This window comes from Micromonospora sp. NPDC049257 (assembly GCF_040678915.1).
GTDB lineage: Bacteria > Actinomycetota > Actinomycetes > Mycobacteriales > Micromonosporaceae > Micromonospora > Micromonospora antibiotica.
Genome location: NZ_JBFAQU010000017.1, coordinates 27,290 through 54,066, shown reverse-complemented (window position 1 = coordinate 54,066; position 26,777 = coordinate 27,290). Strand labels below are relative to the sequence as shown.

Below are 26,777 nucleotides of genomic sequence, written 5' to 3'. Positions count from 1 at the left end.
AGTCATGGTGCAGTTCGCGGTCAACCCGACGCGCTTCGACCCGTACAAGAACTTCAAGTTCCGGGTGAAGTGGGACGGCCGCTACGTGGCCGGGGTCAGCAAGGTCAGCGCGCTGAAACGGACCACCGAGGTGGTCAAGCACCGCGACGGCGGCAACGCCTCGACCAGCCACAAGTCGCCGGGGCGTACCGAGTTCGAGGCGGTCACCCTGGAGCGGGGGCTGACCCACGACGCCGAATTCGCCCAGTGGGCCGGACGGATCTGGGCGCTGCACGCCGGGCTCGGCTCGGAGGTGTCCCTGGCCGACTTCCGCCGGGACATCACCATCGAGCTACTCAACGAGGCCGGCCAGGTCGCCCAGTCGTACCGGCTGTTCCGCTGCTGGGTCTCGGAATACCAGGCGCTGCCGGAGCTGGACGCCAACGCCAACGCGGTGGCGATCGAGCACATCAAACTGGAGAACGAGGGCTGGGAACGCGACGAGGCGGTGCCCGAACCGGCCGAACCCCGGCTCGGGTCGTGACCGGGGGGCCGCCGCTGACCGAGGTGGCGCTGGTCGACGCCTGGGACAGCGCGCTCGGTCGGCCCGCGCCGGTCCGGGGGTTGCTGCTGCTCGGCCGGGCCGACGCCGACCGGCTGCCGGTGGGCGAGGTGACGGCGCTGCTGCTGGCCGCCGCCGGTGACTGGACGGGCGGCCGGGTGGCGGCCACGGTGGACTGCCGGGCCTGCCCGGAGCACCTGGAGGTGGCCCTCAGCGTCGCCGACCTGCTGGCCGCCGCGCCGGACCGCACCGACGCGGACCGGGCCGCCGGGCCGTTCACCCTCACCTGGCGGGGGCACCTGCTGAGCCTGCGGCTGCCCACCACCGCCGACCTGGCCGGGGCGGCCCGGGCCGGCGACGCGGCGGCGGCCGAACGGTGGTTGTTCGACGCCTGCCTGCTCGACGCCACCCCGCCGCTGGCCGACCCGTCCGCCGCGCTGCCGGCGGTGTCCGAGGCGATGGCCGAACGCGACCCGCTCGGCGTCGTCGCGGTCACGCTTACCTGTCCCGGCTGTGGCGGCAGCACCGAGGCACTGCTGGACGTGCCGGCCTGGGCGTGGCAGGCCGCCGACACCCGGGTCCGCCGGCTGCTCGACGAGGTGCACCGACTCGCCCGGGCCTACGGCTGGTCGGAGGCGCAGGTGCTGGGGCTGGGCCCGCACCGGCGGGCCGCGTACCTGGAGCGGGTCCCGTGACCGGCTACCTGGCCGCGCTGGCGGCGCTGGCCGTCGGCACCGCCCCCCGGCTGCGCCCGCGCGGCCACGGGCGTTTCGAACCGGACACCCCGCAGGTGGGCGGGTTCCTGGCCGACGAGCAGGAGTCGACGGCACCCCCGCCGGCCAGCCGGCCGGTCACCCCGCCGGTGCCGGACCCGTCGCCGACGCCCCACCCCCACGTCGCGGTGGCACCGCCCGGCCCGGTGGGGACACCCGCCCCACCGGCCGCACGGATGCCGGCCCCCGAACCACCGCACCCGGTGCCACCGCAGGGCAGCAACGCCGCAGGGCGGCAACGCCAGGTGGCCGGGCCGACCCCGGCGGCGGCGACCCGCCCACCCGCACCCGCACCCCTGCCCGCTCCGGCGACAGGTTCCGGCTCCACCCCGCCTGTCGGCGTGCCGACGGGCCGGGCCACGCCGCCCCGGCCGCCGGCCACCCCCGCCGCCGCGGAGCGGTCCCCGCAGCCATCCCGCCGGGACCACCACCCGGACCGGCCGCCGGCCCACACCCCCGCCCCGCACCCCGTCGTCCCGCCCCCGGCCGTCGCGCCGGTGCGCGCCGGCACCGTGCCGCCTCCCGCACCGCCCGCCGCTCCCGGGCACCGCCCTCCGGTCACCCGGGCCACCGCCCGGAGCCCGGAGCCGGTCACCGTGCACGTGCACATCGACCGGATCGAGGTACGCCTCGCCGGCAACCGGCGGCCCGCGACCGCACCGGCGGCCACCACACCGGCCACCGCCGCCCCAGCCGTCGCTGCGGGGCCGGCACCGGAGTTGGAGTCGTACCTGCGCGGGGCGGGGGTGCCGCGATGAGCACCGGGTACGCCCTGGCCGCCGTCACCGCCGTGCTGCGCGGGCAGCTGATGGCCTACCTGCGGGCCACCGGCGCCTCGTCGGCGGTCGGCGGGGTCTCCGTCTCGGCGGGCCCACCGGACCGGGTGACCGTCGGCAACCAGGAGGGCAACCAGGTCAACCTGTTCCTCAGCCGGGTGACCCGGAACCCGACCTGGGCCAACCTCGGCCCGCCCCCGCGCAGCACCGGCGGGGACGACGTCGCCGCGCCGCCGCTCGGCGTCGACCTGCACTACGTGGCCAGCGTCTACGGCCACGACCCGTTGACCGGGGAGATCCTGCTCGGCCACCTGCTGGCGATGCTGCACGAGACGCCGGTGCTGACCCGGGCGACGATCCGCCGGTCACTCGCCCCCGACCCGCCCGACCCGACGCTGCCCGCCGCGGTGGCCGACTCCCGCCTCGCCGAGCAGGTCGAACTGCTCCGGGTCAGCGTCACCAACAGCCCGGGCGGGGAGGAGAGCTTCCGGCTCTGGTCGGCGTTCAGCGCGCCGTACCGCAGCAGTGTCTTCTTCGACGTGTCGGTGGTGCTGATCGACCCGCTGCGCGGTGCCCGGGAGCCCCTGCCGGTCCGCGCGGTCACCGCCGGCACCGTCGACGTCGACGGCCCCGAGGTGGACCTGGTCCGCGCCGACGGGCCGACCGGTACCCCGGTCACGGCCGGTGCGACGCTGGTGGTGACCGGCCGTAACCTGGCCGGGCCGGACGTCCGGGTCCGGATCGGGACGGCCTCGGCCAGCCCGGCCACCGCCTCGGCCGGTGAGTTGCGGCTGCCAATGTCCGCCTTCGACCGGCCCGTCGCGGCCGGGGTCCGTGGCCTGGTCGTCACCCACTCGGTGGCGTTGGGCGACCCACCCACGCCCCGGCCGGCGATCAGCTCCGACGCGGTACCGGTCAGCTACCGGCCGACGATCACCGTCGCCCCCGGCGACGTGGTGGTCGGGTCCAGCCGGACGGTCGACGGGGTGGTGCTGCGTACCGGCACGGTCACCGTCGACGTCGTGCCGGAGGTCGAGGCCGGCCAGCAGGTCACCCTCGGGCTGACCGGGGCGGGTGGCACGGTGCTCGCCGCGCCGGCCGACAACGGGGTGCCGTCCGGTGGGCAGCACACCGGGCGGATCAGCTTCGCCTTCCAGGACCTGCCTGCCGGCACCTACCTGGCCCGGTTGCGGGTGGACGGGGTGGACAGTCCGCTGCACGCCGACCCGACCGGCCGGTACGACGGCCCCGCCGTGGTGCTGTGATGCCCGCCCCACGCCCGGCCGCCCGCTGGCCCGGCCCACCGCCGGCCGCCGGGCACGACGGCGGGCTGGCCGCCGAGGTGGAGCGGATCCACCTGCTCCTCAAGGGCGAACCGGCCCCGGACGGCCCGGCCGACGGGTCGACCCCGCACCGGATCGCCACCGGATTCGGGCTGACCGCATTCGAACGTGACGTGCTGGTCGCCTCGGTCGCCGGGGAGTTGGGTCTGCTCGACCGACCGCCGACCTTCGCCTGGTGCCTGGACGCCCTGCCCGGCGGGCACTGGGACGCCCTCGCCGCCGACCGTCCGCTGCGCGCGGCGCGGCTGGTGGAGTTGGGTGAGGGGCCACTGCCGCACGCCCCGCTGCGGGTCGACGAGCGGGTCCTGCACGAGCTGCGCGGCGTCGGGCGGCTCGACGAACGGTTGCGGCCCTACCTGGTGCCGTTGCCCCCGCCGCCGGCCGTCCTGCCGGCCAGCCGTCGCCGGGCCGCGCAGCAGCTCTGCGCCGCCTGGCAGGGCGGCCGTCGCCCGCTGCGGGTCTGCGGGCCCGACCCCGCCGACCGGGTCGACGTGCTGGCGGCGGCGTGCGCGACGGTGGGCCGGGTCGGGCACCGGGTGGCCGCAGCCGACCTGCCCCGCGCGGTGACCGACCGGGACGCGTTCGCCCGGCTGTGGAACCGGGAGGTGGTGCTCGCCGATCCGGTGCTGGTCGTCGAGCTGACCGGCGACGAGCCACCCGAGGTGGGCGCCGCCGTGGCGCAGTTGCTGGCCCGGCTCGTCGGTGACGTGGTGGTCAGCGTCCCCCGCGCCGTCGCCCTCGACGGGGTGGCCCCCGGGCCGACGGTGGACCGGCCGTCCCGGGCCGAACAGCGGGCGCTGTGGCGGGAGTCGCTGCCCGGTCGCGCCGCGGCAGCCGCCGCCGTCCTGGCCCGGGAGTTCGACCTGGGACACCGGGAGATCCTCGACTCCGCCGCCCCCGCCGCCCCCGGTCCGACCGTCGATCCGGTGGCGCTGGCCCGGGGCCTGGTCCGTGAACGGGTCCGGCGGGACCTGGACGGGTTGGCCGAACGGATCGACGTACGGGCCGGGTGGGACGACCTGGTGCTGCCCGCCCCCGCCCTGACCCAGCTACGTCAGTTGACCGCCGCGGCGGCTGGCCGGGCCCTCCTGGCGGAGCAGGGCTTCGCCGGTCGGACCGGCCGGGGTCTCGGGGTGGCCGCGCTGTTCGCCGGGCCCAGCGGCACCGGCAAGACCCTCGCCGCCGAGGTGGTGGCCGGCGCACTCGGGCTGGACCTGCACCGGGTCGACCTGGCGACCGTGGTGAGCAAGTGGATCGGTGAGACCGAGAAGCAGCTGCGGCGGATCTTCGACGCCGCCGAGCGGGGCGGCACCGTACTGCTGTTCGACGAGGCCGACGCCCTGTTCGGCCGCCGTTCCGAGGTACGCGACAGCCACGACCGGTACGCCAACATCGAGGTGTCGTACCTGCTGCAACGGATGGAGCAGTACCGGGGCGTGGCGGTGCTGACCACCAACATGCGCACCGCCATCGATCCGGCGTTCCTGCGTCGGCTGCGGGTGGTGGTCCCGTTCGGACACCCCGGTCCCGCCGAGCGGGCCGGCCTGTGGCGGCGGGCCTTCCCGGCCGCGGTCGCCACCGCCGATCTGGACCTGCCCCGCCTCGCCGCGCTGGACCTCACCGGTGGGGACATCCACACCGTGGCGCTGCGTGCCGCACTGGTCGCCGCCGGGGAGGGTGACCCGGTCGGGATGCGGCACGTGCTCGACGCGGTCGCCGCCGAGTACGCCAAGCACGACCGGCCCGCCGACCCCGGGTTGTGGTCATGAACATCGAGGTCACGACCGTCGAGGTCGACATCCGCCGGCTGGTCCTCACCGGCGTCGACGGGCCGGTCGACGCCACCCTCGCAGCCGAGGTGGGCGCCCGGTTGAGCCGGCTGATCGCCGACCGTGGCCTGCCGTCGGCCGGTGCCCAGGCCAGCGCCCCATCCGCCGGCGACGACCTGCCGACCGCGCTGGCCGAGACGATCTGGGCCCGGCTGGGTCTGCCGGGGGTGGGCCGATGACCAGCCCCGACCCGGCCACCGGCGCGGGAGCCGCCCGGGAGACTGCCGCCCACCGGGCTCCCCCACCGACGACGCAACCCGCACCGGGCCGCGACGACGCCCTCGCCACGCTGACCCGTGAACTGGTCGACCGGTACGCCCCGTCGTTGGGGCTGCGGCCGGACGCCGTACGGGTGCACCTCGGTGCGGCGGGTCGACGGGCCGCCAACCACGGCGCGCGCGGGCTGCTCGCCGACGGCGCGGTGCACCTGGCCCCGGGCTTCGACCCGTCCCGGGCGGCCGGGCGGGCCCTGCTGGTGCACGAGTTGGGGCACCTGGCGCAGGCGACAGCCGGCACGGCGTACCCGGGGCAGCGGGCGACCGACCCGGAGGGCGAGGCGCGGGCGTTGGCCGACGCCGCCTCGGCCGGGCGGGCACTGTGGACGCCGGTGGCCCGGTTGCCGGCAGGTGTGGTCGCCGCCGACACCGGTGCGGTCGCCACCCCGCCGCGCCCGGCCAGCCCGCCGGCCCCCGACCGGGCGCCGGCCGACGAGGCCGGGACCGGCCCGTTGGAGGCGGAGCTGGGCGCGCTGGTGGAGCGCCGGTACCGGGCGGAACGGGCCCGCATGGTCGACCTGCTCGACGGCCTCTGGGTCTCCGGCGACGACGTGCGGGGCTGCCTGCGGATCCTGGACACCCTGCCGTTCGTGGTCGCCCGCAGCCTGGTGCACAGCCTGCCCGCGCCCCGGCGCACCGACCTGGCCGGCAACCTCGACGACGACCACCACCGGGCGTACCCGCGTGCCGCGCTGGCCGCCCTCGGTGGGCAGACCCCCTACCTGCTGCGGGTGCTGGAAGCCGACAACGTGCACGGGTTGAGCGCCGAGGGGCTCGACCCGGTGCAGCGGCGCACCGCGCTGAACGTGCTGCGGGCCCTGCGGACCAGTGTGTTGCGGGAGCTGCTGGGCGGTGACCGCAAGGCGCAGTTCCGGGCGTTGCTGGCCGAGCGGCCCCCGGCGGGCAACGACGCCGACGCCCTGCGCGAGCAGGTCACCATCCTGGGTGGGGCGTCGGCCGACGACGCCCGCCTCGACCGGGACGCCGATCTGGCCGCCCTGCTGCGGCGGGTGCAACGGTCGATCGGTGACCGTCGGGCCGACGAGGCGCTGCGCCAGCTCGCCGACCTGGCCCCCGCCGCACCCACCGCCGGTGCCCCGGCCACGGCCGCGTCGGCCGCCGCCGGGCCGCCCGAGCCGGGTCCGAGGCTGCGGTACGCGGTCCGCCAGCTCGACGACAGCGGTCACCTCGACACCCTGCTCGACCAGTTGCCGTGGGAGGAGAAGCGGGTCGACGCGCCGCTCGGCCCCCGGCTGCTGGTCGTGCTCGCCGCCCGCCCGGAGCACCGCAACCTGTCCCGGGTGGAGGGACTGCTGTCGTACGGGGTGTTCGACTGGGCGATCCGCGACCATGAGGCCCGTTTCGCGTACCTGCTGCTGCGTAGTCTCCCGCTGGCCGCGCAGGACCGGTGGCGGCGGTTGGACCAGGGCAGCTGGTTCGACCGGTTGGAGGAGAACATCCCGGCCGAGGATGTGCTCGGTGGCGGCTACACCGGCGTGGGCGCCCTCGCCGAGCCGTGGGACCGCCGCCGGCGCAGCGCCGGGCAGGTCGACGCCGAGCGGCTCGTCGCCGACATCCACCGGATCGTGCAGGACGGCCTGGACGGGGTGAAGTCCGTCGAGCTGGTCCGCCGGTTGATCGGCTACGACCGGCCGACCGGGGCGACCGCCGGGCCGGATGCCCGGGGCCGGGAGGCGTTGCGGACCGCCGTGCACCGGCTGGACGCGCTGCGTGACCTGGACCGCATCCTCGCCGCCCTACCGGATGCGTACCTGACCCACGAGATGTGGCGGGCCGAGTTGCTCGACCTGCTGGCCCTGCGCGACCCGGCGCACCTGGAACGGCAGGTCCGCGGCCTGCTGGCGATCGGGCTGACCGACTGGGCGGTGAACCCCCGGGAGGCGTGGCTGGCCTTCCAGCTGGTGCGCAGCCTGCCGGTGGCCGACCAGACCCGGCTGGCCGCCGACGATCCGGACCGGTGGGCCCGGATGCAGTCCGGGATGACCCCGCAGATGCGCGCTTCCCTCGCCGTCACCGCGATTTCCGGTCCGCGCCGTGTGGAGGCCCGCGACCAGCTGCGCGACCGGTTGCGCGACGACCGGCTCTGGCGGGCCGGGCGGGCCACCGAACTGCGGTCGTTGATCATCCAGGCGTACGCGCTGGACGACCGGCGGTGGGTGTTCCTGCGCTCCCGGGAGGTGCGCGCGGACCTGCTGCCCGACCTGGCGGCGCTGGTGGCGGAGCTGCGGCTCTACCACGCGACCCGCCGGCCCTCGTTCGACCCGGAGTCGTTGCGCACCGACGGCCTGCCGACCGTGGTGGGTGACCTGGCCCGGCTGGTGGCGGTGGGGCTGAAGCTGCTGTTTCTCAGCCGCACCGGGTTGAGCCTGTTCACCGACGAGGTCACCGTCGACGAGTTCGACCTGCACGACGCCCAGTGGATCAGCGGCGACCTGGGTGGCGCCCGGCTGCGCGACACCGACCGGGAACGCACCAACCGGCTGTCGCTGTCGGTGGACGCCCGGCAGGGGGTGCTGCGGGTCCGGCTGCCCCGGTTGGAACTCGACGGGGTGAACCGCACCTTCACCGGCAGTTCGCTGCGGACCGGCCGGGTCACCCTGACCGACCTGGACATCGTCGCCTCGTTCTCCGACCGGGGCTACGAGCGGCCGGTCGGCGCGCAGGCCGGGATGGGCGCGTTGAGCGTCTCCGACGTGGTGTACGCCAGCGACGGGCTGCCCGGCGGGCTGCTCGGCCTGACCCGGTTCGGGCTGTCCACGCTGGCGTTCCGGGCCGGGGCGACCGGGCAGGAGAACGTGACCGAGCCGGGCCGGCACGGCTGGGTCGGCATCCCCATCATCGATCCGCTGATCCACCTGCTGCACAACGTCATCTCGTTCTACGGTGGGCTGCCGTTCCTGTCCAAGATCAGCGACGCGTTGCTGGCCCCGTACACGGCCGGAGCGCCGTTCCTGGCCCAGCAGTTCACCTCGCTGACCGCCGGGGAGATCTTCACTCCGCTGGCCAACGCGACGATCGGGCTGCTCACCGACGGGGTGTTCCGCCCGCCCCGTGGGGTCGGCGAACGGGTCACCGACGCGGTGGAGATGATGCACTCGCTGCGGGTCAGCTTCTCCAGCGCCACCGCCGAGGGGCTCTCCTTCGCCGGCCTGCAACAGGTCGGCCGGATCGAGGTGGGTCGCACGCTGATCGGGGTGGCCACCAGCCTGCCGGCCCGGTTGCGTGCCGAGCAGGAGTCGCTGCGGCTGCGCCGCGAGACCGCCACCGGGGCGCAACGTGCCATCCTGGAGGAGCGGCTGCGCGCCGTCGACAGCCAGCTCACCACGCTGGAGCCGGCCGAGCGGGAACTGGACCGGTTGGAGGCCCGGCACCGCTGGCACGCCGAGTCGCTGTCCGAGGCCGAACGCCGCCGGCTGGTGGAACTCTCCGACCAGTTGCGCCAGTCCGTCGGCGGCGCGATCGACATCGGCGGTATCCGGGTCACCGGGCTGACCGGCCGGGTCGAGGCCGCCGGGGTGGAGGTCGACCCGATCCACGCCGAGGCGTCCCTGCCGTCGCGCATCGGCGAGTACCTGCCCGACGACGAGCTGATCACCAGGTTTCGCCGCGACCGGGTCCCGGTCGACGCGGCGACGACGGCCCGGGGCAGCACCGGGTCGGCCACCCTCGCCGGGGTACGGCTGCTGCCCGGCCCGGCCGGCGCACCGGCGCTGCGGATCACCGCCGGGGACCTGCCCACCCGGGCCGACGTCGCCGCCCAGCTCGCCGCGCTGCCCGCCGAGCCCCGCTGGGCGGACCGGCGGGCGGAGCTGACCCGCTGGCTGACCGACCTGGACCGGTTGCATGAGTTGGAGTCGCTGGCCGCCGAACCGGTCGACCCGGCCGGCCGCCCCCTGCCGCGACACCGCACCCGCGCCCAGGAGCAGGAGCTTCAGCTGCTGCGGGAACGGGCCCGGCGGTACTTCGGCGTCACCGCCGGCGGGCTGACCGTCGGCGGGCTCGACGTCACCCTGGACCCGGCCACCCTCGGGGTGGAGCTGCGGTTGGCCGAGGTGACCGCCACCGACGTCCGGGCCGGGGCCACCACCGTGGAACGGTTGGCGGCGGCCCGGCTGCGGTTGCGCGCCGACCTCGACACCGTCGGCGGTGGTCCGCTCCCCGCCGAGCTGGCCGGCCCGGCCGCGGCCCAGGGGTTGCCGATCGGTCGGACCGCCGTCCGTTTCGGGGTCGGTGAGCTGGCGGTCACCGGGTTCTCCGGGCCGGGCGTCGAGGCCCGGCGGATCGCCTTCACCGCGCCCACCCGGGCCGACGGCACACCCGGCGAGGCGATCCACGGCCGGGTGCTGCCCGTCGGTGACGATCTGCGCCTACCCGACCTGGTGGTGGAGCAGACCGAGCTGACCGGGCTGTCCATGCACTCGCCCGGCCGCAGCCTCTACTCCCGGGGCAGCACCCGGATCGGTCGGATGAGCCTCGACGTCCAGGTCCGCACCGGCGCGACCGCCACCGGCCGGCAGGTCCGTGGCGCGCTGGTCCGCAACCTGGTCATCGACCGGATCGACGCCGACCGGATCGGCATGGACGTCACCGACCCGGCGCCGGGGATGAGCGTCGAGGTGGTCTCCGGCGCGCTGATCGGGGTGCGGCTGCGTGACCTCGACGTGGACCTCACCGGCGAGGAGCTGACCTATTCCGGGCGGTTGACCGTCGGTCAGCTCGACCGGCTCCGGTTCGCCGTGGTGTCCCGCGCGGTGCAGGGCGGCCCGACCACGATCACCGGCACCGTGGGTGGCCGGGCGACCCGCCCGAACGCCGCCACGGTGACCGTGGACCTGATCCGGGCCGGGCCGCACCAGGTCGACCCGGTGACCGGCCGGATCCTCAGCGACCCCACCGACAGCCAACGCATCCAGCTCGACGGGCTCACCCTCACCGACACCACCCTGCGGACCCCGGACGGCGCGGTCACCGTACGCCGGGCCGGGCTCGGCGGCCGGCTGGTCACCGAGCGGGCCGGCGGGCTGCGCTTCGAGGACGTCGGCCCGGCCCGCATCGAGCTGGGCGCGATCGACTGGCGGGCCGGCGACGGGCGGATCGTCTCCCGGGGGGCGACCGTGCTGGACGGGCTGACCGCCAGCGGTCGCTGGGACAGCACGCCGGAGCAGCGCGACGCCGCCGGTCGGGTCGTCCCGGCCACCGCCGCGCTGCACCTGGAGCGGCTGCACATCGCCCGGATCACCGGGCGGGACCTGCGCTACCGCGACGGGGTGCTCGACGTCGGCCTCGGCCGGCCCGAACCGCTCCCGGCCGGGGAGCCGGACCGGCCGCCGCTGGAGATCCTCGACGTGGACCTGCGCGGCCTGCGCTGGTCGGCGGCGGCGGGGGTGACCGCCGGACGGCTCACCACCGGGGCGACCCGGGTGGAGATCGCCGGCCGGATCGACGCCGCGCTGCACGTCGACGGCGCGTTGTGGGCCGCCCAGCTCACCCTCGCCTTCGGTCGGGGCGGCCGGATCCAGGCCCGGGTGGTCGGCGGTGAGGCTCAGCTCGGCGTCGGTCCCCGGCCGGGCGAACACGACCAGCACGTCAGCATCCAGGGGCTGGACACCGGCGTGGTCAGCGTCGGCCCGGACCACATCGAGATCGGCCCGGACGGGCAGCCGGGGCTGAGCCTGGCCACCATCTCGGTGGACGCGCTGAACTGGCAGGGTGCGGCGCTCGGCCTGCGGATCCCGTCGGGCGCGGGGGCGATCACCCTGCTCGGCATCAGCGCGCGGGCCCGGGTCGACCTGTGGCCGGCGGGCACGCCGGGCGGCCGGTTCCGCCGGTTGCTGCTGCGGGAGCTGGTGGTGCAGCAGACCCGGGCCAGCGGGCTGCTGGTGGATCTGCACGACGGCGTCACCATCCGGCTCAACCCGGACATCGAGGCGGTGCTCGGGGAGTTGCGGCTGGTGCCGGCGGCCGGGCAGGACGGCTTCCTGGTGGAGGCGACCCGCACGGCGGAGGGGATGCGGATCCTCGGTGGACTGCGGATCGGGGCGATCGAGGCGGCCCGGGTCGGCTTCGACATCGGCACGTTCCTGTCCGGCGGCACGGCCGACTTCACCGCCGGTGGGCTCAGCGTCGACTTCCTCGACCACGGTGGGCTGCGGCTCAACCTGGCGCAGCCCACGCTGACCGCGATCAGCGCCCAGGTCACCGCCGACCCGCGTCGCCAACTGCTGTTCCTCGGCGCACCGACCGGCCGCCCCGAGTACGGGCTGCGGTTCACCTCGATCGGCTACGAGCAGGACCCGGCCGGGCCGGACGGCTCGGCGGCCCCCGGCCGGCGGATCGCCGTACGCGGTGGTGAGGTGACCGGGCTGAGTTTCACCGACAGCGGGCTCGGGTTGTACATCTTCGTCGAGCAGGGGCTGCTCGGCGACCTCACCCACGACCTGACCAGCGGGTCGGGCGAGCTGCCGTCGCTGGACATCCGCAACGCCCGGTTCGTGCTGGACCTGGCCACCATGCTCGGCGGCGGCTCCCCGATCCCGGCCCCGCCGCCCGCCCGGACCACCAGCGCGCAGCGGCGGGCCGCCCTGGCCGGGAAATGGGACGCGCTGGTGCGGGTGTTGGACGCCTACCGCATCGGTGAGGTGCTGGACAGCCTCAACGGGCACATCGACTTCGACGTCACCCACGACGGGTTCCTGTGGGGTGAGCGCAGCTGGGAGGTGCGGCTGGCGTTGCGCGACGGGGCGGTCGACTACCGCCGGCTCACCGGCGCGCTACCGTGGTGGACCCCGGGCCGGTTCATCGTCGAGGGCGACGACCTGGTCTACCGGGTGCACCTGCCCAGCTTCGGGGCGGAGGGCGCTCCCCCGCCGGACAGCGACGTCGACCTCCTACGGTGGCAGCTCGACACCGGCGAGGTCAGCCAGGCCCGCACCGAGCACCTGGTACGCCTCAACCGGCTGCTGCGGCCGACCGCCGCCTCCCGTGACGACCTGCTGCACACCATCGCCGACGTGCAGAGCGACGAACCGTCGACCGGCCCGCCGGGCATGTTGGCGATCGGCAACGTCGACGTGGACCTGTCGATCAACAACCCCCGGGAGATCACCCTGCCGCTGGGCGGCAGCAACGAGATCGTGCTGGCCCCCGACGCGCTGGTGCACCTCGCCGTCGGCGGTGGGGTACGCCGGGCCGCCGGTGGGGGCGGCCTGCCGGGCCGGCTGCGGCCGGTGTCGTTGCAGAGCGCCACGGTGGCCCGGGTGAACCTGCTCTTCGACGGGCTCGGCCTGTCGACCGGGCAGATCCGGATCACCGACCTGACCGACTGCACCGTCGACTTCAGCGGGTTGGACCCGCTGCTGATGCAGGGCCGGATCACCCGGGCCGTGGCGGAGCGGATCCGCTGGCGGCGTCCCACCTCTGGAGGCACCCCGTGACCAGTCCCCTCAGCCCCCGGTTGCTGCGCGCCGGCCTGGTCGTGCTCGACCCGGACAGCGGGCGCAGCCGGCGGGTGATCACCCTGCAGTACAACCCGGACTCGTTGACCCGGGGCTTCCAGCTCAAGACGGCCGGGGCCGAGGGCGGGGCGCGGGGCGAGGCGTTGCGGATCACCGGCCCGCCGGTGCAGACGCTCACCCTGGAGGCCGACCTCGACGCCGCCGACCAGCTCACCGACCCCGAGGCGGTGGAGCTGGGGTTGACCGCCCAGCTGGCCGCCCTGGAGTCGCTGGCCTATCCCAGCCTGGCCGCGGTGCAGGACGCCGCGGCGCTGTTGGCCGCCGGCACCCTGGAGGTGGTGCCGCCGCCGGCGCCGCTGGTGCTGCTGGCCTTCGGACGACGCCGGCTCTGGCCGGTACGGATCACCGAGCTGACCATCACCGAGGAGGCGTTCGACCCGATGCTGAACCCGATCCGCGCCAAGATCCGACTGGGTCTGCGGGTGTTGACCGTCAACGACGTGGGCACCGACGGCCGGGCCGGTGGCCTGGCCATGGCCGCCCACCAGCAGCTCGAACAGCTCGCCGGCCGGGCGCGCGGCGGGCGGCTGGCCGACCTCGGCATCGACCGGCTGCCATGAGCGACCCGACGGACACCGATCCGGCCCTGGTGGCCGCGCAGAGCCGGGTCGCGCAGACCCTCTTCGCCGCGACCGGCGCGGGTGGCGTCGACACGCCGGCACCCGGCGCGGTCTCCCCCGACAGCCGGTACGCCACCGTGGGCACCACCGTCACCGTCGACCCGGACACCGGTCGGGAGGTCGTGCACCTGCGTCGCCGGTTCGTGCCGCCCGCGGACCGGCTCGCCACCGCCGGCTGGGAACCGGTCGCCGACGGGGACCGGGTGGACCTGCTGGCCGGTCGGACCGTCGGCGACCCCACCGCGTTCTGGCAGCTCTGCGACGCCAACGGCGTCTTCGACCCGGCGGAGCTGGAGCAGCCGGGCCAGGTGGTCCGGGTCGCCCTGCCCGAGGGCTTCCCGGGGGGCCTCGATGCCTAGCGGGGTGCGGTTGCAGGTGCTGATCGGGCCGTTGACCTTCCGGCCGGCCCCGATGGAGCTGGTGGCGGCGGTGCAGGAGGCGCAGGTCACCCAGAACGCCGGGCAGCGCTCGGGCTTCCAGCTGCGCCTGGCGCTGGGCCGGGGGTCGCTGGTGGAGCGGATGCTCGCCGACGGCAGCCTCGACCCGCCGACCCGGCTGCTGCTGGTGCTGCACGTCGACGGCCGGCCGCAGGTGCTCTCCGACGGGGTGGTGACCCGGCACGACGTGGCCCGCAGCAACGACGCGGGCGCGTCGACGCTCACCCTCACCGGGGTGGACGTGAGCCAGATGATGGACCTGATCGACCTGTCGGACCTGCCGATGCCGATGCCGGCGGAGGCCCGGGTGCTGACCCTGCTCGCCCCGTTCGCCGCGTACGGGGTGGTGCCGATGGTGGTGCCCAGCGTGCTGGTGTTCGCGCCGAACCCGGTGCAGCGGATCCCGGCGGTACGCGGCACCACCTTCGCGTACGTGTCGCAGCTCGCCGACGAGGTGGGCTACACGTTCTATGTGGAGCCGGGGCCGACCCCGGGGATGAACACCGCCTACTGGGGGCCGGAGGTGCGGGCCGGTCAGCCGCAGCCGGCGTTGACGGTCAACGCCGACGCGGGTGCCAACGTGGAGTCGTTGTCGTTCTCCTTCGACGGGGTGCAGAAGACCGTCTACCTGCTCACCGCGTTCCCGGAGCAGGTGCGGGTGCCGATTCCGCTGCCGGTGCCGGACGTCAGCCCGCTCAACCCGCCGCTGGGCCGCAAGATCCCGATTCCGTTGTCGTACCGGCGGATGAACATCGGGCGGTCGAACCCGAGCGGCACCGACGACGCCACCGCCCGGATGGACGTCGTGCAGACCCTCGCCCGGGGCCTGGCCCGGGCCGCCCAGTCGGCGAATGTGATCACCGGGTCCGGCTCGTTGGACGTGCTGCGCTACGGCCGGCTGCTGCGCTGCCGGCGGCTGGTCGGGGTGCGCGGCGCCGGCCGGGCCTACGACGGTGAGTACGTGGTGCGCAGCGTGACCACCACGGTCAAGGCGGGCGAGGTCAAGCAGCGGTTCACCCTGGGCCGCAACGCCCAGGTCTCCACCTCGGGAAGGGCACAGCCATGACGACGAGGTACTACGGCAAGTATCGCGGCACGGTGGTCAACCACCTCGATCCGTTGCAGCAGGGCCGCATCCAGGTGACCGTTCCGGACGTCACGCTCCCCCCGTCGAGCTGGGCGATGCCCTGTTTCCCGCTGGCCGGCATCCAGGCCGGCATGTTCGCCGTGCCGTTGCCGGGCACCGGGGTGTGGGTGGAGTTCGAGCAGGGCGACGCCGACCATCCGATCTGGACGGGCTGCTGGTACGGCTCCAAGGCGGAGATCCCGGCGCTGGTGTCGTCGGCCCCGCCGCCCACCCCGCCGATCGTGTTGCAGACCCCCGGCCAGGCCACCCTGATGATCTCCGATGCTCCCGGCCCGACCGGCGGCATCCTGCTCAAGACGCTGACCGGGGCGATGATCTCGATCAACGACACCGGGATCATCATCTCCAACGGCAAGGGTGCCTCGATCACCCTGGTCGGCCCGACCGTGGCGGTCAACCAGACCGCGTTGACGGTGACCTGATGCCCGGCCCGCTGCTGCACGTCGGTGCCGTGCTCACCTGCCCGCACACCGGCCCGGTCACCCCGCAGACCGGCAACGCGCGGGTGCTGGTCGGCGGCCTGCCGGTGGTCACCGCCACCGACGCGTACCCGGTCACCGGGTGCCCCTTCCAGGTGCCGGTGGGCGCGGGCACCAAACCGCAGCCCTGCGTCCAGCTCCGGTGGACCACCCCGGCGGCCCGGGTGCTGGTCAACGGGCAGCCGGCCGTGCTCGCCACCAGCGTCGGGCTCGGGATCAGCGCGGAGGGCATCCCGCAGGGGCCGCCGACGGTGGCCGGCGTGCAGGTCCGGGCGGTGGCGTCATGACGTACCCGGCGTTTCCGTGGCGACCGGACAACCGGGGCCGCTCCGGCCTGGCCGGCCCGGACCGGCACGTCGCCGACCTGGTGGAGGCGGTGCTGTTCACCGCGCCCGGCGAACGGGTCAACCGGCCGGACTTCGGCGCGGGTCTCGGCCAGTTGCTGTTCGCCCCGGTCGACGACGCGGTGGTGGGCACCGCCGAGTTGCAGGCCCGCAGCGCGTTGCAACGCTGGCTCGGCGAACTGATCGAGGTCGACGACGTCCGCGTCGACCTGGCCGAAGCGGCGGTGCGGGTGCACGTCGGGTACCGGCTGCGGGCCACCGGCCGGCCGGCGCAGGTGTCGGTGGAAAGGGGTGCGGGATGAGCGTGCGCTGCGACGACGACGAGCGGCGGGCCGAGGTGGGCCGGCCGGGCAGCGCCTTCAACGGCATCGACTGGGTCGAGGTGGACGCCACCGACCAGCGGCTGCTGCACGTCGGTTTCCTGCACCCGTTGCCCGGCCAGACCGGCGGGGTGCCCGCCGGGGCCGCGCTGGCGGTGGGGAACGTACTTGTCGACGGCGGGGTCCGGATCACCGGCGTGCGGGTGCTCAGCGTCGCCGCCACCGGCGCGGAGTTGACCGTCCGGGTGGACCGGGCCGGTGACTTCTCCCCGTACACCCTGAGGTTGGTGCGCTCGGCGGTGGACGACCGGGTGCCGCCCGGTTTCGACCCGGTGCTGTCGGTGCAGACCTTCTCCTTCAAGGCCAACTGCCCCAGCGACCTGGACCCGGCACCGGCCGCCCCCACCGTGACGCCGCCGCCGCCGACCACCGCGCCGGCCGACTACCTGGCCAAGGACTACGCCGGGTTCCGGCGGCTGATGCTCGACCGGCTCGCCGCCCTGCCCGGTGGGGCCGAACGGCACCCGGCAGACCCGCTGATCACGGTGGTGGAGGCGCTGGCGCACGTCGCCGACCGGTTGTCCTACCGGCAGGACGCCGCCGGCACCGAGGCGTACCTGGGCACCGCCCGCAGCCGGATCTCCGTGCGCCGGCACGCCCGGCTGCTGGACTACGCGGTGCACGACGGTTGCGCGGCCCGCGCCTGGCTCAGTGTGCGGGTGGCCGCCGGGTCGGACGTGGAGAGCCGGGGTGTGCCCGCCGGGACCCCGGTGCTGGCCGCCGACCGGGCCACCCCGGCGGTACGGCCCACCGACGCGGCGGCGCTGCTGGCCGACGGCGCGACCGGCTTCGAGACGCTGACCCCGCTCGCCCCGAGGGCCGCCCGCAACGAGATCGCCCTGTACGTGTGGGGCGGCCGGGACTGCGGGCTGCCCGTCGGCGCGACCCGGGCCACCCTGGTCGACCTGCCGGCCACCGGCCTGGCCGCCGGTGACCTGCTGCTGCTGGAGGAGGTGCTCTCCCCGCAGACCGGCAGACGTGCCGACGCCGACCCCACCCACCGGCAGGTGGTCCGGCTGGTGTCGGCGAACCCCACCACCGACCCGGTCACCGGGGTGGCCGTGCTGGAGGTCGAGTGGAGCGCCGCCGACCGGTTGGCCTTCCCGCTGACCGTCACCGCCTCCGTCGCCGGCACGGGCACCGGCCAGCTGGTGACCTGTGCGGTGGCCCGGGCCAACCTGGTCGCCGTCCAGCACGCCAGCGCGGTGTCCGGGCAGCTCCCGGCCGCCGCCGAACACCGGTGGCGGCCGGTGCTGACCGGCGAGCCGGTCGCCTCGGCGGTGCCGTTCCCGACCGACACCCCGGCCAGTCAGGCCCTCGACCAGGACCCGCGTGCCGCGGTGCCGCTGATCCGGTTGGAAACCACCGAGGGCAGTTGGCGGCCCCGCCGGGACCTGCTCAACGCCGACCGCTTCGACCAGGGTTTCGTCCCGGAACGCGAACGCGACGGCCGGGTGAGCCTGCGGTTCGGCGACGACGTGTCGGGGCGGCGACCACCGGCCGGCACGGTCTTCCAGGTCACCTGGTGGCGCGGCGGCGGGGCGGCCGGCAACCTCGGCCACGACGCGCTGACCACCCTGGTCACCGACCGGGTCGGGCTGCTCGCCGCGACCAACCCGCTGCCCGCCGTCGGTGGCACCGACCCGGAGGACATCGAGCACGCCCGGCAGCACGCCCCGGTCGCCTTCGCCGTCCAGGAACGGGCGGTCACCACCGCCGACTGGGTGGCGGCGGCCCTGCGGCTACCCGAGGTGGCCAACGCCACCGCCCGGGTCCGCTGGACGGGGTCGTGGTGGACGGTCTTCCTCACCCTCGACCTGACCGGCGGGCAGCGGCTCACCGACGAGCCGGCGCTGGCCCGACGGCTGGCCGGGCGGCTCGACCGGTTCCGCGTCGCCGGGTACGACCTGCAACTGCGCGACCCGGTCGACCTGCCGGTGGAGCTACGGCTGTGGGTGTGCGTCACCCCGGGCGCGTTCCGGTCCGACGTACGCCGGGCCCTGCTGGACCTCTTCTCCGCCCGCGACCTGCCCGGTGGGGTGCGGGGCTTCTTCCACCCCGACCGGTTCAGCTTCGGCACCCCGCTCTACGTCAGCCAACTGCTGGCCGCCGCGGTCGGTGTCCCCGGGGTCACCGACGTGCGGGTGACCGAGCTGCACCCGGTGGGCGTGGTGGCCGGCGGCGAACTGGCCGCCCGGGTGCTGCGGGCCGGCGACACCGAAGTGATCCGCCTCGACAACGATCCCAGCGTGCCGGAGCACGGCATCCTGCACCTCGACCTGGTGGGTGGACTGTGACCTCACGAGTGGGCCGGGGGCCCAACCCGCCCGGCCGCAGTGGCATCGCCTACCGGCTGGGCCGGCAGGCCGACTTCGCCGCCGACCTGGTGGCCCGGCTCGGTGGGCGGCCGGAGCTGGCCGGGCTGACCACCCGGGAGGTCGACGACCCGGCGGTGGCGCTGCTGCACGCCTGGGCGACGACCCTGGACGTGCTCGCCTTCTACCAGGAGCGGATCGCCAACGAGGGTTTCCTCGGCACCGCCACCGAACGCGGTTCGGTGCTGATGCTGGCCCGCGCGATCGGCTACGAGCTGCGTCCCGGCGTGGCCGCGACGACGTGGCTGTCGTTCACCGTCACCGCCACCCCCGGCGCCCCGGACGGGGTGCCGATCCCGGCGGGCAGTCAGGCGCAGAGCGTGCCCGGCCCCGGCGAGCTGCCGCAGGTCTTCGAGACGGTGACGCCGCTGCTGGCCCGGCCGGAACTCAACGCGGTGGGGCTGCGGGTCACCGCGCCCCGCGCGCCCCGCCCCGGCGACGCCACCCTGTACCTGGCCGGCACCGACACCGTGCTCACCCCGGGCGGTGCGCTGCTGGTGCTCGGCCCCGACTGGTTCGACGTCCGTCGGGTGCGCGCGGCCACCGCGGTGCTGCCGGCGGCGGCCACCGCGCTGGACGGCGGTGCGGTGGTGCCGGCGTACACGGTGGTCGGGTTGGACGCGGCGGTGACCGCCCAGCCGCTCGGCACGGACCTGCGTCAGCCGGGACGGGACGTGCAGGTGCACCTGCTGGCGCAGCGGGCCGCGCTCTTCGGGCACCAGGCGCAGCCGTGGTCGGCGCTGCCGGTGGCGCTGCGGGTCGGTGAGTTGAACCCGGGCACCAACCAGGTGCTGCCGGGCGCGTACGCCACCCGCAAGGACAGCTGGGTGGACGCCCCGCTGGGCAGCCAGGAGCGGACGCTGCACCTGGACCAGTCGTACCCGTCGATCGTGGCCGGGTCGTGGCTGGTCCTGGAGACCGCCGGGGTGCCGCAGCTGCGCCGGGTCGACGCGGTGGCGGAGGTGCCGGTGGCCGACTTCGGCATCGCCGCCCGCACCACCCGGGTCACCGTGGCCGGCGGCGACTCGAACATGTTCTCCCTGCGCACCACCACCGTGCTCGGCGACAGCCGGTTGCTGCCGCCGGCCGCTGCACCGCTGACCGCCCCGCTGACTGCGACGGCGACCCTGGAGCTGGCCCGGCCGACGCCGGGGCTGGAGCCGGGCCGGCCGCTGGTGCTCACCGGTGTCGACCCGGACGGCGGGCCGGTCGGCGAGGTGGTGACCGTGCTGCGGGTACGGGACGAGAGCACGGTGGACCTGACGGCCAACGTGACGCGGCATTACCGGCGCGACAGCGTCCGGGTGCTGGGCAACGTGACGGCGGCGACCCACGGGGAGAGCCGGGCGGAGGTGCTCGGGGGAGGCGATGCACGGCGGGCGTTCCAACGGTTCAGCCTGCGGCACGTGCCGCTGACCTATGTGCCCGCCGCGACCGCGAGCGGCTCCCGCACCACCCTGGCGGTCTGGGTGGACGGGGTGCGCTGGCAGGAGGTTCCGGCGCTGCTCGGGCAGGCCCCCTCCGCCCGGGTCTACACCGTGCGCCGGGCCGACGACGGCACCGTCACGGTCACCTTCGGCGACGGCCTGACCGGGGCCCGGCTGCCCACCGGGCAGGACAACGTGGTGGCCACCTACCGCAGCGGCATCGGGCGGCTGGCCGATCTGGCACCCGGCCGGTTGACGATCCCGCTGTCCCGGCCGCTGGGCCTGATGGAGGTCGGCAACCCGGTGCCCGCCGCGGGGGCCGACGACCCGGAGGGGGTGGACCGGGCCCGTCGCAACGCGCCGCTGGCGGTCCGCACCCTGGGGCGGGTCGTCTCGCTTGACGACCACGCCGACTTCGCCCGCGCCTTCGCCGGGATCGGCAAGGCCCGCGCGGACCTGGTCTGGGACGACGCCCGGCAGCTGGTCCTGCTCACCGTCGCCGGCCCGGACGGGGCGGAGATCCCGCCGGACGCGGCGGTCCGCGCCGACCTGCTGCGGGCCCTGGACGCCGCCCGCCAGGCGACCGTGCCGGTGCGGATCCTCGGCCACCACCGGCGCCGGGTGGCGGTGACCGCCCGGCTGTTGTTGGCCGCCGGGCACCGGTTCGCGGCGGTCTCGACCGCAGCCCGCGCGTCGCTGGTCGCCGGGTTGAGCTTCGACGCCCGCGACTACGCCCAGCCGGTACGCGCCAGCGAGGTGCAGGCGCTGCTGCACCGGGTGCCCGGGGTCACGGCGGTGGTGCTGGAGCTGCTGCACGACGCCGGGCAGTCGCCGGCCCGCCTCGACGTGATCACCGCCGCGCCGGCCCGTCGGGTCGGTGACGTGCTGCTGCCCGCCGATCTGCTCACCGTGGACGCCGGTGACGTCACCCTGCTGGAGGCATCGTGAGGGCCGAGGATATCTGGGGCCTGCTGCCGGCCGCGCTGCGCAGCCAGGACGAGGCGGCCGGCGGGGTGCTGCACGCGCTGGTGGAGGTGATGGCCGAGCAGGCCGTCGCGTTGGGTGCCGACGTGGACCAACTCACCGACGACTGGTTCGTGGAGACCTGCGCCGAGTGGGTGGTGCCCTACCTGGGTGAGCTGGTGGGGGCGGGTCAGTTGCATCCGCTGGCCGACGGCACCGGCCTGTCCGACCGGGCCCGCGTCGCCGACACCATCCGGTTCCGCCGGCGCAAGGGCACCGCCGCCGCGTTGGAGGAGCTGACCCGGGCCAACACCGGCTGGAGCGCCGCCGTCGTCGAGTTCTTCGAACGGCTGGTCGCCACCCAGCACGTCAACCACGTCCGCGACGCGCCGGCCACCGCGTCGATCCGGGCCGCCGCGCCGTTGGAGCTGGTCGGTGGGCCCTTCGAGACGGTCTGCCGGACGGTGGACGTACGGGCGATGGACGCCGGTCAGGGCCGCCCCAACATCGGGCACATCGGCCTGTACGTGTGGCCGCTGCCGTCGTACCGGCTGGACCGGGCCACCGCCGCACCGGCCGTGGTGCCGGCGGACGGCCGGTGGTGGATCGACCCGGTGGGGGTGGGCCGGCAGCTGACCGGGCCGACGGTGACCGAGCCGGACATCGACCACCGGGCCGACGAGGCGAACGTGCCCGGTCCGCTGCGCCGCCGGCCGTTGCGCGACGAGTTGGCGGCGCTCGCCAGCGGCACCCCGCCCCCACCCGAGCAGCGGCGCTGGTTCCGCGACGACGACCCGTCGTTCGTGGTGTGGATCCAGCCCACCCCGGCCGACGAGCTGCGGCCGGTCCCGCTGGACCTGCTACGGATCTGCGACCTGGCCGGCTGGGAGCTGCCGACCGGCAGTGTGGTGCGGGTCGACCCGGTGCGCGGCCGGATCACCGTCGCCGCCGGCCGGCCCGTGCACCGCCTCGCGGTCTCCTGGTGGTACGCGTTCAGCGCCGACGTCGGCGCCGGGCCGTACCCCCGCCGCGGTGACCTGGGGGCGGCGGACGGGCCGGTGGACTGGCAACTCGCGGTGAGCGTGACCGAGCCGGCACGGGCCGGGGAGGTGGTCGCCTCGCTGGGTGAGGCGGTGACCGCCTGGCACGACTTCCAGGCCACGCACCCGGGCAGCACCGGCCGGATCGTGGTGCTGGACAGCCACCGTTACCGGGAGAACCTGTCGGTGCGGGTGGGGCAGGGCAGCCGGTTGAGTGTGCTGGCCGCGCAGTGGCCCCGGCCGCCGGACCGGCCCCGGCGGCAGACCGACCTCGACCCGGTCGGGGTGCGTCCCTGCCTGCTGGGCACGCTGGCCGTCACCGGCGTCGGTGTCGGGGACCGCCCGGGTGAGCTGGTCGTCGACGGGCTGCTGGTCGCCGGGACGGTGACCGTCGCCGCGCCCGGTGACGGCGGACCGGGCCTGGGCCTGGTGGAGTTGCGGCACTGCACCGTCGGCCCGGCGGCGACCGGGCTCACCGTCACCGCCGGCAACGACCGGACCCGGGTGGTGGTGCACCGCTGCGTGACGGGTGCGCTGACCACCACCGACGGCCCGTTGACCGTGACGGACACGCTGGTGCACGGCCCGGTCGCCGCCGGGGACGCGGCGGCGGAACTGGCTGGGGTGACGGTGCTGGGCACCACCACGGCGCGGGTGCTGACCGCCACCGACTGCCTGTTCGACCAGCAGGTGACGGTGGCCCGCCGGCAACAGGGGTACGTCCGGTTCAGCTACCTGCGGCCCGGCTCGGTCACCCCGCGCCGCTACCGCTGCCAACCGGACCTGGCCCAGCAGGCTCAACCCGACGACCCGGACGTGGCCACCCGGGTCGGGCCGGCCTGGGCGAGCACCCGCTACGGCGACGCCACCTACGGCCGGCTCGCCGCCACCGCCGCCACCGAGTTGCGTACGGGGGCGGAGTCCGGGGCGGAGCTGGGGGCGTTCCGTCGTGCCCTGACCCCGCAACGCCTGCACAACCTCACCCTCGCGCTGGCGGAGTACCTGCCGCTGGGGCGGGTGGCCGCTGCCCTGCCCGTCCTGCCGACCGGAGGAACCACACCATGAAGGGCGACATCAGCCGCGTCACGTTCGACCAGCGGCGGCACGCGACGAGCGTCCGCAAGCAGCAGGGCCGGGTCGACCTGGACGCGGACTGGAACGAACAGCAGGACATCCAGGCGCACCTGCGGGCCACCGCGCTGACCGACGTGGTCGGCGCCGCCGGTGCGCCGCTGGTCGGTGGGGCGTTCGGGTTGACCGGCGGGGCCGACCTGAAGCTGTCGGCCGGCCGCTACTACCTCGACGGGGTGCTCTGCGAGAACGACACCCCGGTCTCCGTGTTCGCCCAGCCGGACCTGCCGGCGGCCGGCCCGTTCGTCCGTAAGCTCGACGGCTCCTGGCTGGCCGGTGGCGCCCCCGTGCCGCCGGGGGTTTACGCCGCCTGGTTGCAGGTGTGGTCGCAGCACGTGACCGCGATCGAGGACCCGGCGCTGCGGGAGGTCGCCCTCGGCGGGCCGGACACCACCACCCGGCTGCGGACCGTGTGGCAGGTGCGGTTGTTGCAGGCCGGGCCGCCCAACACCCCGGTCGGCTGTGCGGACACCCCACCCGGCTGGGCGGAGCTGACCGCCGCCTCCACCGGCACCCTCGCGGTCCGCGCCGACCCGACGGGCAGTTCCGGGGGTGACTGCGTGATCCCGACCGGGTCGCCGTACACCGGGTTGGACAACCAGTTCTACCGGGTGGAGATCCTGACCGGTGGGGCGCCCGGGGTGGCCGGTTTCGTCTGGTCCCGGGACAACGCCGCCACGGTGGCGACCTGGGAGAGCATCGACGTCGACGTGCTGACGGTGAAGGTCCCCGGCCGCGACGGCAGTGCCGGCTTCACCAACGGCTCCTGGGTGGAGCTGACCGACGACGGCCGGGAGCAGAACGGCCTGCCGGGCACGTTGGTGCAGGTCGACCGGGTGGAGGGGGACCGGATCGTGATCCGGCCGGGCACCGCCACCGGCAGCCTCGACCGGGCGGACTTCCCGTCGCGGCCCCGGGTCCGCCGCTGGGACGGCCGGGGCACCGTGCCGGCCGGCGGCGTCGAGTTGGACCTGGAACTCGGCATCAAGATCCGGTTCTCGGCGGCGGGCAGCTTCCGCACCGGCGACTGGTGGTCGTTTCCGGCCCGCTCGGCGCTGCACGACGTCCAGTGGCCCCGGGTCGGCACCACGCCGGTGGCGCAGACCCCGCACGGGCCGCGTCGGGCGCACGGCCGGATCGGCGTCGTGAGCTGGGACGGCAGCCAGTGGAGCGTGCTGCGCGACTGCCGGCCGGTGTTCGCCCCGTTGACCGGGCAGGCCACCCTGAGCCTGCTCGGCGGGGACGGCCAGGAGGCGGTGCCGGTGCCGGGCAGCCCGGCGACCCTGGTGCCGCTGGGGCACGACCTGGTCACCGGGGTGGCGATGGGCGGTCAGCCGGTCGCCAAGGCCCGGGTCCGGTTCACCGTCACCGGCGGGGCTGGCCGGCTCACCGCCGGGGCGGTCACCGCCACCACCGTCACCGTGGAGACCGGTGCCGACGGCCGGGCCCGCTGCGCCTGGCAACTCGACTCGGCCGCCGCCACCCAGGAGGTCACCGCCCAACTCCTCGACGAGGCCGGGCAGCCGTCCCACCTGCCGGTGACCTTCACCGCCGCGCTGTCGCGCGCCGACCGGGTGTCGTACGACCCGACCGGGCGGCCGTCGCTGGCCGGGGCGACCACCGTCCAGGCCGCCATCAACCAGCTCGCCGCGTCCGCCACCGGTGGGTGGGCGACCATCACCATCCGGCCGGGCATCGACTGGGTGCAGGCGCTCACCACGCTGCCTGCCGGGGACGTGCTGATCTGCTTCGCCCCCGGCCTCTACACCAGCACCGTGCCGGTCACCTTCACCGGCCGGGCCAACATCCGGGTGCTGGGCAGCGGGCCGGCCAGCCGGATCCGGGTGCAGGGTCAGGAGTTCGCGCTGATGTTCGTCAACTGCGGCACCGTGTCGGTGTCGCACCTGGCGGTGGAGACTCCCGGCCCGGCTGCCGCCGAGGGGCGGCTCGGCCCGGTGTCGGCGGTCAACTGTGCCGAGGTGACGATCGAGCACTGCCAGCTCACCGGGGTGGCCGGCGCGTCCCCGCAGAGCACCTGCCTGACCGTCCGCAACGACCAGGGCGCGGCCCCCGGGAAGGTCCGGGTGCTCGACTCGGACTTCCTCATCGGCCACGGCCAGCAGGGTGTGTTGCTGGTGAACCCGGACCACGCGGTGATCACCCGGTGCCGGTTCTCCTGCCCGCCCCGGCCGGCCTCGCTGACCCTGGCCGAGCTGGTCAAGGACGAGAAGTTCCGCAGCCAGCTCGCCACCCAGTTGGTGGGGCGGCTCGCCCTGGACCGCGACGACCGGTTGGAGACGGGCGAGTGGAACACCGTGGTCCGGGTCGGCCGGTGGGGCGTACGGATGAACTCGATGGTCCCGCAGAGCGAGTGGAAGACCCTGACCACCCTGCGCCCGCCCACCGCCGAGGACCAGCGCACCGCCGGGGCCGCCGAGGCGTACGTGCTGCGGCTGGCGGACCTGGCCACCGAGGACCCGGCCCAGCTGCCCTCGTACAAGCGGCAGCTCACCTCGCTCAAGGGGCGGCTCGGGGAGAGCGCCGGGCGGATCTTCGACACCGACGAGGGCCGCAAGACGCTGCGCGACTACCTGGTCGGTGAGGGGATCGACGTGCGGGAGGCCGACGACATCGCCCGCGACCGCCGGGAGGTGGCACTGCCGGCGCCGGGGGCGAGCCTGCGCTTCGACTCGGCGTTGAGCCAGGGCGCCTGGGAGGCGGCGGTGGCCGCGTCGCCCCCGTCGCGCCCGGTGCAGACCCCGTCGGCGGCGGCGAAGCACCTGCGCAGCGTCGCCGACCGGATCCTGCTGGAGCCGGCCTTCGGCGAGAAGTACGCCGGTGGTTACCGGCGGGACCTGACCGCCGCGGCGGAGGTCTCCGTCGGGGCCTGCGCGGTGGTGATCGGCGGCGGTACGGCGGTCGGCGACGTCGAGGTCTCCGACTGCCGCATCGATCAGGTCGCCGAGGGGATCCACATCGGGGTCTCCTACCACAAGGGACCGCCGATCCAGGGCCGCACCATCCGGGTGACCGGCAACGACATCCACCTCTACCAGGCGTGGTGGCGTGGTTCGGGCACCATCCGGGGCATCAAGATCGGCAGCATCCGGCACGTGTTCGTCTCCGACAACCGGATCTCGGTGGCCGCCGGGGCGGGCGTCGGCATCTGGGCCTTCGCCGCCGGGGGTCCGATCATGGCGATCCGCGACAACCTGGTGCAGAACTGCGAGCCGGCGATCCTGTGCAACCCGTCCTGGTCGGGGGCGCCGGCGAAGCGGCTGTGGTCGGTCACCGACAACGTCTCGTCGAACGGATCCATCCAGGTGGCCGGGGGTGCGCGCAGCTCGGGCAACGTCAGTTGA

The 26,777-nt window shown here is 75.4% G+C and carries 17 protein-coding genes; all 17 read left to right on the top strand.

Features of this window, described 5'->3' with window-relative positions:
* The first annotated feature begins 4 nt into the window (after positions 1 to 4).
* Genes AB0K25_RS22730 through AB0K25_RS22650 form a run of 17 tightly spaced genes read left to right on the top strand, consistent with a single transcriptional unit; the run spans position 5 to position 26,777 of the window.
* Positions 5 to 523: a phage tail protein gene (locus AB0K25_RS22730; protein WP_208566079.1), complete on the top strand. Its 519-nt coding sequence runs from the start codon at positions 5 to 7 to the stop codon at positions 521 to 523.
* Entirely contained in the window at positions 520 to 1,236 is a 717-nt protein-coding gene (locus AB0K25_RS22725; RefSeq protein WP_208566080.1) for a hypothetical protein, read from the top strand. The genes AB0K25_RS22730 and AB0K25_RS22725 overlap by 4 nt, the downstream gene beginning before the upstream one ends.
* Positions 1,233 to 2,072: a hypothetical protein gene (locus AB0K25_RS22720; protein ID WP_357533583.1), complete on the top strand. Its 840-nt coding sequence runs from the start codon at positions 1,233 to 1,235 to the stop codon at positions 2,070 to 2,072. Before AB0K25_RS22725 ends, AB0K25_RS22720 begins: the two co-directional genes overlap by 4 nt.
* A complete protein-coding gene (locus tag AB0K25_RS22715; protein ID WP_357533585.1) occupies positions 2,069 to 3,355 on the top strand; it encodes a DUF4255 domain-containing protein in 1,287 nt (428 codons plus the stop codon). The genes AB0K25_RS22720 and AB0K25_RS22715 overlap by 4 nt, the downstream gene beginning before the upstream one ends.
* Positions 3,355 to 5,202, top strand: coding sequence for an ATP-binding protein (locus tag AB0K25_RS22710; protein ID WP_363822497.1), 1,848 nt, complete (start codon positions 3,355 to 3,357; stop codon positions 5,200 to 5,202). Before AB0K25_RS22715 ends, AB0K25_RS22710 begins: the two co-directional genes overlap by 1 nt.
* A complete protein-coding gene (locus AB0K25_RS22705; RefSeq protein ID WP_219461731.1) occupies positions 5,199 to 5,441 on the top strand; it encodes a hypothetical protein in 243 nt (80 codons plus the stop codon). The genes AB0K25_RS22710 and AB0K25_RS22705 overlap by 4 nt, the downstream gene beginning before the upstream one ends.
* On the top strand, positions 5,438 to 12,991 hold the full coding sequence (locus tag AB0K25_RS22700) for a DUF4157 domain-containing protein (protein WP_357533589.1): 7,554 nt from the start codon (positions 5,438 to 5,440) through the stop codon (positions 12,989 to 12,991). The genes AB0K25_RS22705 and AB0K25_RS22700 overlap by 4 nt, the downstream gene beginning before the upstream one ends.
* Positions 12,988 to 13,632 carry a hypothetical protein gene (locus AB0K25_RS22695; RefSeq protein ID WP_208566086.1) on the top strand — a complete coding sequence of 215 codons (645 nt, stop codon included), beginning with the start codon at positions 12,988 to 12,990 and terminating at the stop codon, positions 13,630 to 13,632. Before AB0K25_RS22700 ends, AB0K25_RS22695 begins: the two co-directional genes overlap by 4 nt.
* Positions 13,629 to 14,051, top strand: coding sequence for a hypothetical protein (locus AB0K25_RS22690; RefSeq protein WP_219461722.1), 423 nt, complete (start codon positions 13,629 to 13,631; stop codon positions 14,049 to 14,051). The genes AB0K25_RS22695 and AB0K25_RS22690 overlap by 4 nt, the downstream gene beginning before the upstream one ends.
* Entirely contained in the window at positions 14,044 to 15,195 is a 1,152-nt protein-coding gene (locus AB0K25_RS22685) for a hypothetical protein (RefSeq protein ID WP_219461720.1), read from the top strand. Before AB0K25_RS22690 ends, AB0K25_RS22685 begins: the two co-directional genes overlap by 8 nt.
* Complete coding sequence (locus AB0K25_RS22680; protein ID WP_067303923.1) at positions 15,192 to 15,698, top strand: phage baseplate assembly protein V; 507 nt, start codon at positions 15,192 to 15,194, stop codon at positions 15,696 to 15,698. Before AB0K25_RS22685 ends, AB0K25_RS22680 begins: the two co-directional genes overlap by 4 nt.
* Positions 15,698 to 16,042, top strand: coding sequence for a hypothetical protein (locus AB0K25_RS22675; RefSeq protein WP_363822492.1), 345 nt, complete (start codon positions 15,698 to 15,700; stop codon positions 16,040 to 16,042). The genes AB0K25_RS22680 and AB0K25_RS22675 overlap by 1 nt, the downstream gene beginning before the upstream one ends.
* The gene (locus AB0K25_RS22670; protein WP_219461715.1) at positions 16,039 to 16,401 is read left to right on the top strand and encodes a GPW/gp25 family protein; all 363 of its coding nucleotides are present in this window, start codon (positions 16,039 to 16,041) and stop codon (positions 16,399 to 16,401) included. Before AB0K25_RS22675 ends, AB0K25_RS22670 begins: the two co-directional genes overlap by 4 nt.
* Positions 16,398 to 18,776, top strand: a complete 2,379-nt coding sequence (locus AB0K25_RS22665; RefSeq protein ID WP_357533593.1) for a hypothetical protein — start codon at positions 16,398 to 16,400, stop codon at positions 18,774 to 18,776. The genes AB0K25_RS22670 and AB0K25_RS22665 overlap by 4 nt, the downstream gene beginning before the upstream one ends.
* Positions 18,773 to 21,229: a hypothetical protein gene (locus AB0K25_RS22660; RefSeq protein WP_357533595.1), complete on the top strand. Its 2,457-nt coding sequence runs from the start codon at positions 18,773 to 18,775 to the stop codon at positions 21,227 to 21,229. Before AB0K25_RS22665 ends, AB0K25_RS22660 begins: the two co-directional genes overlap by 4 nt.
* Positions 21,226 to 23,349: a phage tail protein gene (locus AB0K25_RS22655; RefSeq protein WP_219461704.1), complete on the top strand. Its 2,124-nt coding sequence runs from the start codon at positions 21,226 to 21,228 to the stop codon at positions 23,347 to 23,349. The genes AB0K25_RS22660 and AB0K25_RS22655 overlap by 4 nt, the downstream gene beginning before the upstream one ends.
* Positions 23,346 to 26,777 (top strand): DUF6519 domain-containing protein, encoded by a 3,432-nt coding sequence (locus AB0K25_RS22650; RefSeq protein WP_357533598.1) that lies wholly within the window; start codon positions 23,346 to 23,348, stop codon positions 26,775 to 26,777. The genes AB0K25_RS22655 and AB0K25_RS22650 overlap by 4 nt, the downstream gene beginning before the upstream one ends.